The 13,654-nt window shown below is 45.3% G+C and carries 16 protein-coding genes and 1 pseudogene; 16 read left to right on the top strand and 1 reads right to left on the bottom strand.

The window, feature by feature from the left end; all coding sequences use genetic code 11:
- Positions 1 to 201 precede the first annotated feature (201 nt).
- From wecB to NC238_08060, 11 genes are all read left to right on the top strand, one after another.
- Entirely contained in the window at positions 202 to 1,359 is a 1,158-nt protein-coding gene (gene wecB, locus NC238_08110; GenBank protein ID MCM1565902.1) for a UDP-N-acetylglucosamine 2-epimerase (non-hydrolyzing), read from the top strand.
- A 183-nt stretch (positions 1,360 to 1,542) separates the two neighbouring features.
- Entirely contained in the window at positions 1,543 to 1,773 is a 231-nt protein-coding gene (locus tag NC238_08105) for an AtpZ/AtpI family protein (protein MCM1565901.1), read from the top strand.
- Positions 1,763 to 2,131: an ATP synthase subunit I gene (locus NC238_08100; protein MCM1565900.1), complete on the top strand. Its 369-nt coding sequence runs from the start codon at positions 1,763 to 1,765 to the stop codon at positions 2,129 to 2,131. The genes NC238_08105 and NC238_08100 overlap by 11 nt, the downstream gene beginning before the upstream one ends.
- Positions 2,132 to 2,893, top strand: coding sequence for a F0F1 ATP synthase subunit A (gene atpB, locus NC238_08095; protein ID MCM1565899.1), 762 nt, complete (start codon positions 2,132 to 2,134; stop codon positions 2,891 to 2,893). It abuts the gene before it with no gap.
- An 87-nt stretch (positions 2,894 to 2,980) separates the two neighbouring features.
- Positions 2,981 to 3,214 carry a F0F1 ATP synthase subunit C gene (atpE, locus tag NC238_08090; GenBank protein MCM1565898.1) on the top strand — a complete coding sequence of 78 codons (234 nt, stop codon included), beginning with the start codon at positions 2,981 to 2,983 and terminating at the stop codon, positions 3,212 to 3,214.
- Between the two features lie 83 nt (positions 3,215 to 3,297).
- Positions 3,298 to 3,858: a F0F1 ATP synthase subunit B gene (gene atpF, locus NC238_08085; protein ID MCM1565897.1), complete on the top strand. Its 561-nt coding sequence runs from the start codon at positions 3,298 to 3,300 to the stop codon at positions 3,856 to 3,858.
- On the top strand, positions 3,852 to 4,424 hold the full coding sequence (locus tag NC238_08080) for a F0F1 ATP synthase subunit delta (GenBank protein ID MCM1565896.1): 573 nt from the start codon (positions 3,852 to 3,854) through the stop codon (positions 4,422 to 4,424). Before atpF ends, NC238_08080 begins: the two co-directional genes overlap by 7 nt.
- 4 nt (positions 4,425 to 4,428) lie before the next feature.
- Positions 4,429 to 5,931: a F0F1 ATP synthase subunit alpha gene (atpA, locus tag NC238_08075; protein MCM1565895.1), complete on the top strand. Its 1,503-nt coding sequence runs from the start codon at positions 4,429 to 4,431 to the stop codon at positions 5,929 to 5,931.
- A gap of 18 nt (positions 5,932 to 5,949) precedes the next feature.
- Entirely contained in the window at positions 5,950 to 6,798 is an 849-nt protein-coding gene (gene atpG / locus NC238_08070; GenBank protein MCM1565894.1) for an ATP synthase F1 subunit gamma, read from the top strand.
- Between the two features lie 67 nt (positions 6,799 to 6,865).
- Positions 6,866 to 8,239, top strand: a complete 1,374-nt coding sequence (atpD, locus tag NC238_08065) for a F0F1 ATP synthase subunit beta (protein MCM1565893.1) — start codon at positions 6,866 to 6,868, stop codon at positions 8,237 to 8,239.
- A gap of 2 nt (positions 8,240 to 8,241) precedes the next feature.
- Entirely contained in the window at positions 8,242 to 8,643 is a 402-nt protein-coding gene (locus NC238_08060; GenBank protein ID MCM1565892.1) for a F0F1 ATP synthase subunit epsilon, read from the top strand.
- Between the two features lie 89 nt (positions 8,644 to 8,732).
- Here the strand turns inward: NC238_08060 and NC238_08055 are convergent, their stop codons facing one another.
- Positions 8,733 to 9,035: a metal-sensing transcriptional repressor gene (locus NC238_08055; GenBank protein ID MCM1565891.1), complete on the bottom strand. Its 303-nt coding sequence runs from the start codon at positions 9,033 to 9,035 to the stop codon at positions 8,733 to 8,735.
- 209 nt (positions 9,036 to 9,244) lie between these two features.
- On the opposite strand from NC238_08055, the gene NC238_08050 reads away from it, so the two are divergent.
- The 5 genes and pseudogenes from NC238_08050 (at position 9,245) to spoIIID (ending at position 13,625) form a co-directional block, all read left to right on the top strand.
- The gene (locus NC238_08050) at positions 9,245 to 9,877 is read left to right on the top strand and encodes a hypothetical protein (protein ID MCM1565890.1); all 633 of its coding nucleotides are present in this window, start codon (positions 9,245 to 9,247) and stop codon (positions 9,875 to 9,877) included.
- 188 nt (positions 9,878 to 10,065) lie between these two features.
- Positions 10,066 to 11,316 (top strand): UDP-N-acetylglucosamine 1-carboxyvinyltransferase, encoded by a 1,251-nt coding sequence (murA, locus tag NC238_08045; GenBank protein ID MCM1565889.1) that lies wholly within the window; start codon positions 10,066 to 10,068, stop codon positions 11,314 to 11,316.
- 78 nt (positions 11,317 to 11,394) lie between these two features.
- On the top strand, positions 11,395 to 12,330 hold the full coding sequence (gene spoIID / locus NC238_08040) for a stage II sporulation protein D (GenBank protein MCM1565888.1): 936 nt from the start codon (positions 11,395 to 11,397) through the stop codon (positions 12,328 to 12,330).
- A 180-nt stretch (positions 12,331 to 12,510) separates the two neighbouring features.
- Positions 12,511 to 13,072: pseudogene (locus tag NC238_08035) on the top strand (hypothetical protein).
- Positions 13,073 to 13,370: 298 nt separating this feature from the next.
- Positions 13,371 to 13,625, top strand: coding sequence for a sporulation transcriptional regulator SpoIIID (spoIIID, locus tag NC238_08030; GenBank protein ID MCM1565887.1), 255 nt, complete (start codon positions 13,371 to 13,373; stop codon positions 13,623 to 13,625).
- Positions 13,626 to 13,654 lie beyond the last annotated feature (29 nt).

Raw genomic sequence — 13,654 nt, 5'->3', positions numbered from 1 at the left:
AATAAGAAACTGATTATCCAAAATCACATTTTATAACATGAACAGGAGGCGCATCGAAACCATCAGTTAAATACATATATATGTATATATATGTATATATTTGCGGAAAATGCTTATGGCGTGTATAATATATAAGGTTACATAGTCATAGTCTTTACGGTCGATGCCTGCAGGCAACCGGTCATTAATGAGGGAAATATTATGGATTTGGAACAAAGAAAATATAAGGTCATGACTGTATTTGGAACCAGACCTGAGGCTATTAAGATGGCACCTGTCGTAAAAGCATTAGAAAAGCAGGACGACGTTGACAGCCTGGTTGTTGTTACTGCCCAGCATCGTGAGATGCTGGATCAAGTTGTTAAACTCTTTGATATTGTACCTGATTATGATCTTGATTTAATGAAGCATGGACAGACCCTGGCCACCCTTACCACTGGAGTGCTGACAGGAATGGATGAGATATTGCTCAAGGAAAAACCGAATTTGATCTTGGTACAAGGGGATACTACAACTACTTTTGCATCAGCCCTAACAGCTTTTTATCATAAGATCCCGATCGGCCATATCGAGGCTGGTTTGCGAACTGGCCAGAAATATTCTCCCTGGCCGGAGGAAATCAATCGGAAACTTACCAGTGGTTTAGCAGACTTGCATTTTGCACCTACCGAAGTATCGAGAAGTAATCTGCTGCGCGAAGGGGTCGACCCGGAGAATATATTTGTTACAGGCAACACAGTAATCGATGCCTTATTAAGTACCGTTAAGCCGGAATATCGGTTTGCGGATATAGACTTAAACAGGATTTTAGAAGTAAATAAAGATAAACGAATGATCCTAATGACAACGCACCGCCGGGAGAATTGGGGAGAACCCATGCGGCAGATCTATCAGGCGCTGGAAACAGTCCTGCGGGAATTTCCGGATACCTATGTTATATTCCCGATGCATAAGAACCCTACGGTCAGGAAAGTAGTCACGGAGGTCTTAGGAGGCAATGAAAAGGTCCATTTAATTGAACCTTTGGATTACGAACCCTTTGTAAATCTAATGGCAAAGGCCTATTTGATCCTGTCAGACTCCGGGGGGATCCAAGAAGAGGCCCCTTCACTGGGCAAGCCCGTTCTGGTGGTCAGGGATACGACTGAACGGCCTGAAGCTGTCGATTCAGGAACCGTATTACTGGTTGGGACACAATACAATAAGGTTGTTGAAAGCATTCAGCAGCTATTAACCGACCAGGATACTTATGGAAAAATGTCTCAAGCGACAAATCCATACGGAGACGGCAGATCAAGCGCAAGAATCACCCAAATTATTGTTGAAAAATTTTTTGATCATAAGATTTTCAGCATCTGATCACAAGAATTTCTTAAATAAAACAAAAATAACCTCAAAAAGTTGCAAAATGAAAACTGATGATTATGTGAATGAACGATCAATCCTGATTCTACGCGGCTTTTGACGGCAAGTGCAGTTGGTATAAATCTTGCATTATATATTATGTTGTCAACGAAAAACCATGAGATTTGAGGGAGCCAGATGGCTGACAAATTTACGAGTGACGTTGTCAAGTATATGCTTTGGGGATCATCAAGTGCTTCTGCTCTTGTTGGCTTGGAAGTAGGAGGATATTTTTTAGGAAATTATTTGGATACTCGTTTTGGTACTGACCCTTTATTTAAGGCAGCTTTGATGATTTCAGGCATTTTGTTCAGTATACTATCTCTAATATTAATTTATTTAAAGTTAGGTAAAACAGATGGAAAATAGCAGATTTATTCAGATATTGACGGTTATTCTCTGCATCACTGTTTTAATCGTGATATGGCGAGCAGATTTTTATCCCCTTGTCGGTTTATTGATCGGCTATTATACGGGCATAATTAATGTTAAGTGGCTACTTAGGGACGCTCGAAAAGCAATGGACAAAGATAAGAAAGCAGCCCTAAAAACATACTACAAAAGCTTAGTATTCAGGTTGGTAATCATTACGTTGGTATTTGCTGTTGTCGCAAAGTTCCAACCGGATTGGCTTAATTATGTGGCTATAGGAATGATGACTGGTATTGTTATCCCTATAATTGTAGCAAGACATCAACTAACAAAAACGAAAGGTGGTGAAAATTAAATGCATGATACCGTACTATGGGTATTGGGAAATGGCACTGTGCATGCGAAGACACTGATTATGACTTGGGTCACAATGATACTTCTTTTGGGTTTTGTCTTTCTTTGTAAGCGCAATCTGACAAGTGGAACGCCCGGAAAACTTCAAAATCTTTTGGAATGGATCATTGATTTTGTCAGGGGCCTTATCTCTGATAATATGGACTATAAAAAAGGATCGTCATTGCTCGGGTATCTTCTTTCCCTTATTTTGTTTGTATTTTTTGCGAACATGATTGGCTTGATTCCCAATATATTTGCACCCTTACTCGATCACGTACACTTTGCTAGAATCAATGAGATGTTTGGCGGAGCAATTTTCAGTGCGCGAACAACAACGTTTTCGTCGCCGACAGCAGATGTTAATACGACCTTTGCCTTATCGACAATAACGATTGTTTTAGTATTGGTCTATGGACTCAAATATAAAGGTGCGCACTATTTCAAACACTTTCTTGAACCCTATCCGCCTTTTGCGATCCTTCATATTATTGATTTTGTCGCCAAGCCTTTGACCTTAGCTTTCCGGCTATTCGGCAATATTTATGCCGGAGAAATCCTGATTGCAGTCATTCTCATGATCCCGGGTATATTTGCCTTCGCTGGAGTTATTCCGATGCCATTTTGGCTTGTGTTCTGCGTATTTATCGCAGTAATCCAATCCTATGTTTTTACAATATTAACGGTGGCCTATGTCGGCCAAGCTATCGAAGAGTCTCACTAACAACGGTATTATTTCAGAGCTAAAAAGAAGCAATCTGAAATCAATAAATACAAAATGAAATTTATTTATTTAAGGAGGAAATTTAATATGGATATCACTGCTGCTGCGTTGATAGGTACTGGTATTGCTGCCGCGGGTGCGGCCATTGGAGCTGCTATGGGTAATGGAAACGTTGTTGCCAGCACAATTGATGGGATTGCACGTCAACCTGAAGCCAGAGGAACTTTAATGAGCACCATGTTTATTGGTATTGCGCTGGTTGAGATTCTTCCCCTCTTGTCCATCATCATGGCTCTGTTAATGTTCTTTACGAAGTCCTGAGGTGTACTTCGGTAAAATGCAACAATTGAATGACGTTACTGTATTAATCTACTGCTCAAAATAGAGAGGAGGGGGAATATCGCTTGAATCCCTTCGTAATAGGTTTTACCAATTCGATTGCCTCAGCGGCTGCTGCTGGGCCTACGACAAATAGCCCGTTACATTTTGACTACACATATTTTATTCAGCTCCTTTCATTTTTGCTTTTAGTTCTGATCCTGAAAAAGTTTGCTTGGACACCCATCATGAATATGATGGAAAAACGCCGTCAGGGTATTGAAAATAACCTGGCCCAAGCTGAACAGGAAAGAAAAGAAGCTGAAAGAATCCGGCTGGAATACCAACAAGAAATGCGTCAAGCCCGTCAGCAAGCTCAGGAAATTATTGAGAAGGCTACCAAGAGCAGCGAACTGCGTGCGGAAGAAATTATCCTGGAAGCCCGTAAGGAAACCGAAAAAATCAAACAGTCGGCCCTGGCCGACATTGGACGGGAACGCGACAGGGCAATTGCCGATGTTAAAGCCCAGGTAGCCGATATGTCCATAGCTGTTGCTGAAAAAATTATTCGGCACAAACTGGATGTCACGGGTCAGGAAGCTCTCATTGAACAATTTATTCAAGAGGTAGGGGATCGGCCATGTTAAACGGCGCTCTCGCACATCGCTATGCGCACGCTCTTTTTGAATTAGCGGTTGAGATGTCTGTCCTCGATCAAATCGATAAAGAACTGCATGATTTGGCGGAAACCGTAGCCCAAAATAATGAGCTGAAAGTTTTGCTGAACCATCCCAATATTGAAGCAGAAACCAAAAAGAAGGTCCTGGCGAAGATACTTGATGACACTGTTTCTGACATGACCAGTCATTTTGTTTATCTGTTGATTGATCGCAGGAGACAGAATCTCCTCAGCCTGGTTCAGCGTGAATTTGCACGTCTGGCCAATGAAGCACGCAACTTAATCGAAGCAAAAGTTACCAGTGCCACAGCACTGACTCCGGCGCAAGAGGAAAAACTCAAAGAAATGATTGCCAGATCGACTGGCAAGAATGTTCGTTTACTTTCCGAAGTAAATCCGACATTGATCGGTGGAGCCAAACTTCAAGTGGGAGATCGTGTGATGGATGGCTCAATTACAACCGCATTGTCTAAAATACGTGATGAATTGAAAAAAACATCGTTAAAACCTCAGCAGGAAGTAGGGGTGAACTAAAAGAATGAATTTACGTCCCGAAGAAATTAGTTCTATTATTAAACAGCAAATCGAGCGTTATGAATCAGCCCTCGAAGTCGTTGATGTTGGTACCGTTATCCAGGTAGGTGATGGTATTGCGCGTGTTTATGGCTTGGAGAAGGCGATGTCCGGTGAGCTTCTGGAGTTCCCCGGCGGTATATATGGGATGGCCATGAACCTGGAAGAGGACAACATCGGCTGCGTTATCCTAGGACCTTATGCTGCGATTAAAGAAGGCGACCAGGTCAAGCGTACCGGCAGGATTGTGGAAGTACCGGTAGGAGAAAGCTTAATTGGCCGTGTTGTCAACGTTCTTGGACAACCTGTCGATGGCAAAGGGGAGATCGTTCCAGCCGGATACCGTCCGATCGAATCGGTTGCTCCCGGTGTTGTTGACAGAAAATCCGTGCATGAGCCGCTGCAAACCGGTCTGAAATCCATCGACTCCATGGTGCCGATCGGCCGCGGACAACGTGAGCTGATCATTGGTGACCGCCAGACAGGTAAAACCGCGCTGGCCGTGGACACCATCATCAATCAAAAAGGTCAGAATTGTATCTGTATTTATGTTGCAATCGGTCAGAAACAGTCGACCGTCGCAAGTGTTGTGAAGAAGCTGGAAGAGCAGGGCGCGATGGAATACTCGATCGTTGTTATGGCTACAGCCTCCGACCCGGCACCAATGCTTTATATTGCGCCATATTCCGGCTGCGCGATAGGAGAATACTTCCGCGATAACGGCCAGCATGTCCTGGTTGTTTATGATGACCTCTCCAAACAGGCTGTTGCTTATCGTGAACTATCGCTCTTGTTGAAACGTCCTCCCGGACGTGAAGCTTATCCCGGAGACGTTTTCTATCTGCATTCCCGTTTGCTGGAACGTGCGGCAAAGCTGTCCCCGGAAAAGGGAAGCGGGTCACTCACCGCGCTGCCGATTATTGAGACCCAGGCCGGTGACGTTTCCGCCTATATCCCGACCAACGTTATTTCAATTACCGACGGCCAGATCTTCCTGGAAGCGGACTTGTTCTTTTCCGGTTTCCGTCCGGCCATCAACGTCGGTATCTCGGTATCGCGTGTTGGCGGATCCGCTCAGATCAAAGCCATGAAGCAGGTAGCCGGTCAGCTTCGTCTGGACCTGGCAGCTTACCGTGAATTAGCTGCTTTTGCCCAGTTCGGATCCGATCTGGATAAAGCGACCCAGGCGCGTCTTAACCGCGGCCAAAAAACGATGGAAATCCTGAAACAGGGACAATATCAGCCGATGCCGGTCGAAGAGCAGGTTATCATTATTTTTGCGGCGACGAAAGGTTATATCGATGATGTCCCAATGGAAAGAATGAAAGAATTCGAACAGGAACTTCTCCGCTTCATGCGTACGACTCACATTCCTGAGAAAATCCGTACGGAGAAAGCTCTTTCCAACGAGCTCATGAAAGAAATCGGCGACGCGATCAATGAGTTCAAACAAGGCTTTTTAGTCTAGAAAGAGTAGGTGAATGAAGTGGCAGGAGTACGCGATATTCGCAGACGGATCCGTAGTGTAGCCAATATGCAGCAGATCACTAAAGCCATGAAGATGGTAGCTGCCGCGAAATTACGGAAGTCTCAGGAAAAAGTCATCGCTTCCCGCCCATATGCCAAACAGCTTCAGAGTGTTCTGGCCCGTCTCGTTCAGAACCAGGCGGAGGCAAGACATCCGCTTCTGGAAAAACGTCCGGTGAAGAAAGTGGGATATATCCTCGTAACATCAGACCGCGGTCTGTGCGGAGGCTTTAATACCAACTTGAATCGTATGACCAGGAGTCTGCTTGATGAAAAGACGGACGTTCAAGCCGGTTTGGTAGCAGTAGGCCGGAAAGGCATTGATTTTTTTACCAGACGTAATGCTGAAATCATTACACAATTTACCGGATTGGGGGATAGCCCCAATTATGGCCACGCCAAAGGCATTGCTAAAGATGTCATTGGGCTATATACCCGTGGAGAATTAGATGAGGTCTACCTCGTTTATTCCAAATTCATTTCGGTTCTGAGTCAGGAACCAACCGTTATCAAATTACTGCCGATTGAGCCATCCGCAGAAAAGGCCAGCGGCAGCTACATCTTCGAGCCTGAGCCCCAGCAAATGTTGGATCGGTTACTCCCCAGCTATGTTGAAAGTCAGATTTTCAGCGCCCTCCTGGAAAGCAAGGCTAGTGAAATGGGGGCAAAAATGACGGCGATGGATTCAGCAACGGAAAATGCCAAAGAAATGATTGGCAAGTTGACTTTAATGATGAACAGAGCCCGTCAGGCAGCGATTACCAAGGAAATTTCTGAAATTGTAGGGGGAGCTGCGGCTCTGGAGTAGCTGCTTTTCGTACCTTATCAAAGGAGGTTGCAAGCTTGTGTCAAAAATAGGTAAAGTAATTCAAGTCATGGGTCCGGTTGTTGACATCGAATTTGATCCCGATGCCCTGCCGGAAATTTATAGTGCGATTGTCATTCAAAACGAAGTAAAGAACTCCAAACTGACCTTGGAAGTTGCCCAGCATCTAGGCAACGACACCGTACGTTGTATTGCGATGTCGTCCACCGACGGTCTGACCAGGGGTGTAGAAGCCGTGAATACCGGTGCACCGATCACTGTCAGTGTCGGTACTGAAACATTGGGGAGAATGTTCAATGTCTTGGGAGAACCAATCGACAATCTGCCCAATGTGAATACGGAACTAAAATTCCCGATCCATCGCAAAGCACCACCGTTTGTCGATCAGGAAACCACAGACACCATGCTGGAAACAGGGATCAAAGTCGTCGATCTCTTAGCACCGTATGCCAAAGGTGGTAAGGTTGGTCTGTTCGGCGGTGCCGGCGTAGGCAAGACCGTTCTGATCCAGGAGCTCATTAATAATATCGCAACCCAGCACGGCGGTATTTCCGTATTTGCCGGCGTTGGTGAACGTACCCGTGAAGGGAATGACCTCTGGAATGAAATGAAGGAATCCGGCGTTATTAACAAGATGACTATGGTGTTCGGTCAGATGAACGAACCCCCCGGTGCCCGCTTAAGAGTAGGACTGACCGGTCTTACCCAGGCTGAATTTTTCCGCGATGAACAGGGACAGGACGTGCTCCTCTTCATCGATAACATTTTCCGCTTCACCCAAGCCGGATCTGAAGTGTCCGCACTCTTGGGACGTATGCCGTCGGCGGTAGGCTATCAGCCGACCCTGGCTACGGAAATGGGCAATCTGCAGGAACGTATCACTTCAACGAAGAAAGGTTCCATTACCTCCGTTCAGGCTATTTATGTGCCGGCGGATGACTTGACGGACCCTGCACCGGCTACGGCCTTTGCACATTTGGATGCCAAAACGGTTCTTTCCCGTTCGATTTCCGAAATGGGTATTTACCCGGCGGTGGACCCGCTGGATTCCAGTTCCCAGATCATGACCCCGGACATCGTCGGCCAGGAGCATTACGAAGTTGCCCGCGAAGTGCAGAAGATCCTGCAGCGTTATAAAGAGCTTCAGGATATTATTGCGATCCTTGGTATGGACGAGCTCAGCGAAGATGACAAACTTCTTGTTAACCGAGCCCGCCGTATTCAGATTTTCCTTTCCCAGCCGTTCAGTGTAGCCGAGGCCTTCACCGGCATGAAAGGCAAATACGTACCGGTCAAAGATACGATTCGGAGCTTTAAAGAAATCTGCGAAGGTAAGCACGATAGTCTGCCTGAAGAAGCGTTCCGGTATGTCGGAACGATCGAAGAGGCGGTTGAAAAAGCGAAACAGTTGGGAGCTGTATAACCATGGCTGGAACGTTTAACTTTGTTGTCGTGGCACCTGCCGGCGAAGTTCTGAATACGGAAGTTGAATTTGTCCTGGCACCTGGAGCGGAGGGGGAACTCGGCATCTTAGCCAACCACTCTCCACTCATTGCCAACCTGGTAATCGGGGTCGTTCGCTATACGCAAAACGGCAAAGTGGAGAAAATGTCAATTAGCGGCGGATTTTTGGAAGTTGCCCAGAACAAGGCAACGATTCTGGCCGACACCGCCGAGCTTGCGGAATCCATTGACGTCGCGAGAGCAGAGGCGGCCAAAGAGCGCGCTGAAAAACGCCTCGGTGAAAAACAGGCCGAGACGGACATGATCCGAGCGGAGGTTGCCTTGAAAAGAGCTGTCGCTAGGCTTAGAGCAACAGAAAAATAGCCTTAGGTTCAAAAGTAAAAAAGGATGCAGCGATCATATGCTGCATCCTTTTCTTATCTGGTCTTATCTGATCATAATCTATTCCGCATTTATTTTAGAAATTTGTCAATAGCATCATTCAGTCTGTCGATGACTTCGGTATTGTTTTCCTCATAAGCATGGACCAAACAGTGATTGATATGGTCACTCAAGATGACTTTACCGGTATTGTTAAGTGCGGAGCGGACAGCCGACAGTTGTATCAGTATTTCACTGCAGTCTACTTCATCGTCAACCATTCTTTTTATACCTTCCAGATGGCCGATTACTCTGGCCAAGCGATTTAAGACATTTTTCTTGTTTGGATGGGAATGGGCATGGAGATGCTCATGCTCAAGGCTGTTGTTTTCCATTGGAGTGGCTCCCTTCTGTTGAGTACCTGTCAGAAAATTGATATATAACATTTTACCATGAAAAGGCTTCTGGCGACATAGCTAAAGGAATCTAAAAAAATCTCTTATGTTTTGGGAATCTCCACTTTGGTCAAACTATTAATAGTTGATGACATTTGAATTAAAGACAGGAATGACAACTAAAAATCAGTAAGCTGGAGTGAGAGAACGTGTCTGGAAAAAAGACCTTGCTTTGTTTGTTCATATCCCTGACCATTATCGTCTTATCAGGATCAGCAGCCGGGATTGTCAGTAGCATTAAAGCCCAAAGCAATCCTGACAGGAATCTTGTGCTGCTTCTTCATTCGGGACTTGTATCTTGCCAAAATGCCCGAGTAAAATATATTATCTGGACGGAAGATAGCAGCAGTCAGAAAGAAATAGAAAATGTTTTGCAGTCAAGCGGCTTGCTATGGAATAAAGCTGTCCTGAGCGACTTTGCCAACAGAACGGCCTATCAGTACAGCGCAGAGCTGGAAGTTGATCAGGACCAAGAAAGCGATGTTCTCAACACGTATGAAGTACTCAACCTTCGATTATCCGGCCGGGAAACAAAAGTATACCTTGAAGAAAGCGTTGATCAGGAAATTGATATCCAACGTTATTTTAAAATGAACATTGTCAGCATTATTCAAGAAACGGATATTCCATCACTCTATGCTCTGTCCGGTTATACCTGGGGATCAGGCCAGGGTATTAAAGCCGGGAAGGATACAATCAATATACAGGCGGTGACCAGAAAATCCGGAGATAATCGTGGAAGGACTGTACTTGCGCTGCCGGCACTCCTCGAGGAAGTATAGGATACAATAACTTTAAGGTTGACATAGTACGAATAAGTTTTCTTTCCTGCTTGCAGGAAAAAAGACCGGTAGAAAAGAACTATTACTGTTGAAATGGAAAACCGGATATGGGATGATTAATACTGGATTGTTTGGACCGGATCATGATATAATCGTAGTTTAGAAATAGGTCAGGAGATGACAATAATTTGAGCAAATTTGTTGTGACAGGCGGAAGAGAACTGGAAGGGAAAGTGGATGTCAGCGGTGCAAAGAACGCCATATTACCGATCATTGCAGCAAGTCTGCTGACTTCAGATAAGATTATTTTGGAGGAAGCCCCCGATCTGCTCGACGTTCAAGTCATGGGGCAGGTTATCGAATCTCTGGGGGGAAAGGTTAAAAGAAAGAACAAGAAATTACATATTGAAAACAGGGATATCGAAAACATAGAGGCTCCTTACGATCTTATCTCCAAAATGCGAGCATCTATATTTATTATGGGCCCTTTGCTTGCTCGCAAGGGCAGAATCAGGATTTCTCATCCCGGTGGATGCGCAATCGGGTCCAGACCGATCAACTGGCATATTAAAGGTTTGGAGCTGCTGGGAGCCCAGGTCCGTATGGATAATGGTTTTTTGGACGTTTCGGCCTCCAGACTGAAAGCGGCAAGAATATATCTGGATTTTCCGAGCGTTGGAGCAACCGAGAATATCATGATGGCTGCAGTAAACGCTGAGGGTACGACCATTGTTGAGAATGCTGCTCAGGAACCCGAAATTGTTGATCTCGCCAATTTTATCAATGAAATGGGTGGTAAAATTCGCGGCGCAGGCACGAATATCATTAACATTGAAGGGGTCAAAGAACTCCATGGGACCACACATACAATCATCCCGGACCGGATTGAAGCAGGAACATACATCTTGATGGCTGCGGCCTGCGGTGGTGAAGTCTTGGTACGGAACGTCATCCCAGTTCACTTGACCTCGCTCTTGGCCAAACTTGATGAAGCCGGCGTGGTATATAAAGAGGAAGATGATGGCATAAGAGTCATTGGTAAAGGAAACTATCATGCTGTAGATATTAAGACCCAAGTGCATCCGGGGTTTTCAACCGATCTGCAGGCTCCGATCATGGCGATGCTTACACGGGCCCATGGGACTTCAATGGTTACAGAGACCGTTTTTGAAAACAGATTCATGCATGTCGAAGAACTGAAAAGAATGGGTGCAGATATCCGGATTGAGGGCAGAAGTGCGATTGTCCAGGGAGTGGAGAACCTTCATCCCGCTACCGTAAGTGCGAGTGATTTGCGGGCCGGAGCAGGCCTTGTTCTGGCAGCACTGACGGCCAATGGTACCTCGGAAATCAGAGACATTCATCATATTGAAAGAGGTTATGAACACCTTGAAGTTAAATTAAGGGGTATTGGTGCCAATATCACGAAAGAAGAATAACCGACTTCGTTTGTATCATATCGCTACTCTCCTGTGCATACAAATAGGATATGCTTGTACTGCGCAGGAGGCCAAAACGTGAGTAAAAGAATGAAAACAATAACGGCCGCTGTCATGGCCGTTATCTTTTTTGTAGGAATACTGCCCGTGCTTATCAGTTGGTTTGGGGGTGAAGACCAGGACGATCCGGGAATACCGGTAAGGGTCAAACTGGCAGACGGCCAGATCAGAGCAATACCCATAGAGGAATACCTGGTCGGGGTAGTTGCAGCCGAAATGCCTGCCGAGTTTGAAGCAGAGGCGTTAAAGGCCCAGGCTGTTGCCGCCAGGACCTATGTACTGAAAAGGATGGAATCCGCTGCGGGCAGCGACTTTGATGTGGACACCACTGTCAATACACAGGCCTGGAATACCAATAAAGAAATGCGGACAAAATGGGGAATCATCAACTACTGGAAATACCAGCGTAAAATTGCAGATGCGGTTAAAGCTACACAGGGGAAGGTTGTTACGTATCAGGGAAAAATGATTAATGCGTTTTTCTACAGCAGCTGCGGCCGGAAAAAGACTGAGCGGGCTGGAGACGTTTGGAGTACAGATCTGGATTATCTCAAAAATGTGCCGTCCGGCGAAAGTGATTCGCTACGGTTCGTCAAACATCAGATCTTTCAGTGTGCTGAATTTTACCAGCTTCTTGGTTTCACCCAGATCCCGGAAAAGTTTTCGGACAGTGATGTTATCCTAATTGAAAGGACGAAAGCCGGTCGGGTAAAGACACTGGCTGTCAGAAACAAAGTTTTCAAAGGAACGGAACTGCGGAGCAAGCTTCAGCTTTCCTCAACCGATTTTGAATGGGAGACCCGCGGAACAGAAATTGAGTTTGTTACGTACGGCAAAGGACACGGAGTCGGAATGTCACAATACGGGGCCAATGACCTGGCTCTAAAAGGCGAATCGTACATGGAAATCCTGGGACATTATTATCAAGGGACAAAACTTGAAAAGATTTACTGATAAATTAAAGAATAACTGCAATGATACCGATCACATAAAGATGCAGATCGTTGATAAAGCACGAGACACAAAGAAAAATCGAAAGCAGCAGCTTGTTAAACATATATATACTTTACCAGACAACAACTTTCAGAAATCTTTGAAAAAGATGTAGAAATTGTTTTTGAGATTATGGACAATTATGTGTCAAAAAGAAGCCGGGGCTATAACGCCAGAGCACACCATGCCCATAATTATGCAGCGATTATGCCACCCACCATATAGCGGCCGGCATGGGCAAACTTTCCCGGGCCGGAGACTGCACAGTTCATCCACGTTTGGGATTCAGACACAAAGTGGCTGCCGTCACTACCGATTTGCCGCTAGCTCCGGATAAACCAATAGATATCGGGCTTCTGGACTTCTGCAGGGTCTGTAAAAAATGTGCTAAAAATTGCCCAAGCCAAGCAGCAATTACCCTGGACGCGGATCCAATCGAGCATAACGGTTACCTTCGCGGGAATAGTGATATGAAGAAGTGTACTATATTCAGGGCAACCAACGAAGATGGTGTTTCCTGCGGGTTTTGCATGAAGGGTCCGGGAACTCGAAAGAGGATTCCTGGTTCCACGAAGCAAGAATTTATATTGGAAGCCATGGCGAGGCTTCTGCCAAATTCCTTAAGTCAATTGATAATATGTTTGGATATGAACAATTTCCAGCGGTGAATAAATTTCTACCGCTGGAATTCTTTTTCAATTGAACACTGTTAAAAAAAGATTCTATGGGGCTGGTTGTCTCGGAATCTCAGGTCAAAATAGTAAATGGAGCAATGCCAAAGGCATAAATACCTTCTTGTTTAATGCTTTTCTCAAAGATCAGAAGCAGCGGAAGACCATACTGAAAGGCCATAGCGGGCTTGATTTAGGGAAAAGGCGTGCCTGCCTGCAAATCAGTGTACATTATTTACCAGTAAGGGACATCCTCTTTAGGATGTCTTTTTCATTTGTACCAGCATATAAATGAACTAAAACATTGCAGGTACAAAGGGGAGAGGGAGAGTGCAGGAACATATCAAAAGAAGAGCTTTGGATATTGGCAACTATATTATAGAATCGAGCTGTACAGTGCGGCAGACCGCGCAAATATTTGGGGTATCCAAGTCGACGGTACATAAAGATGTAACGGAAAGATTGCCGTTGATTAACAAACGGCTTTCCTCTCAGGTCAAGCATGTGCTTGAAAGCAATAAAGCCGAGAGGCATATTCGGGGAGGAGAAGCAACCAAGAAGAAATATATGCATACGGAGGATTAGCTCTTAAAAGACAGACAGAAAATATAGGT

Source organism: Dehalobacter sp., assembly GCA_023667845.1.
In the GTDB taxonomy this organism is placed as follows: Bacteria; Bacillota; Desulfitobacteriia; order Desulfitobacteriales; family Syntrophobotulaceae; genus Dehalobacter.
The sequence above is the reverse complement of the archived record's forward strand: the minus strand, read 5'-3'. Positions and strand labels throughout refer to the sequence as shown.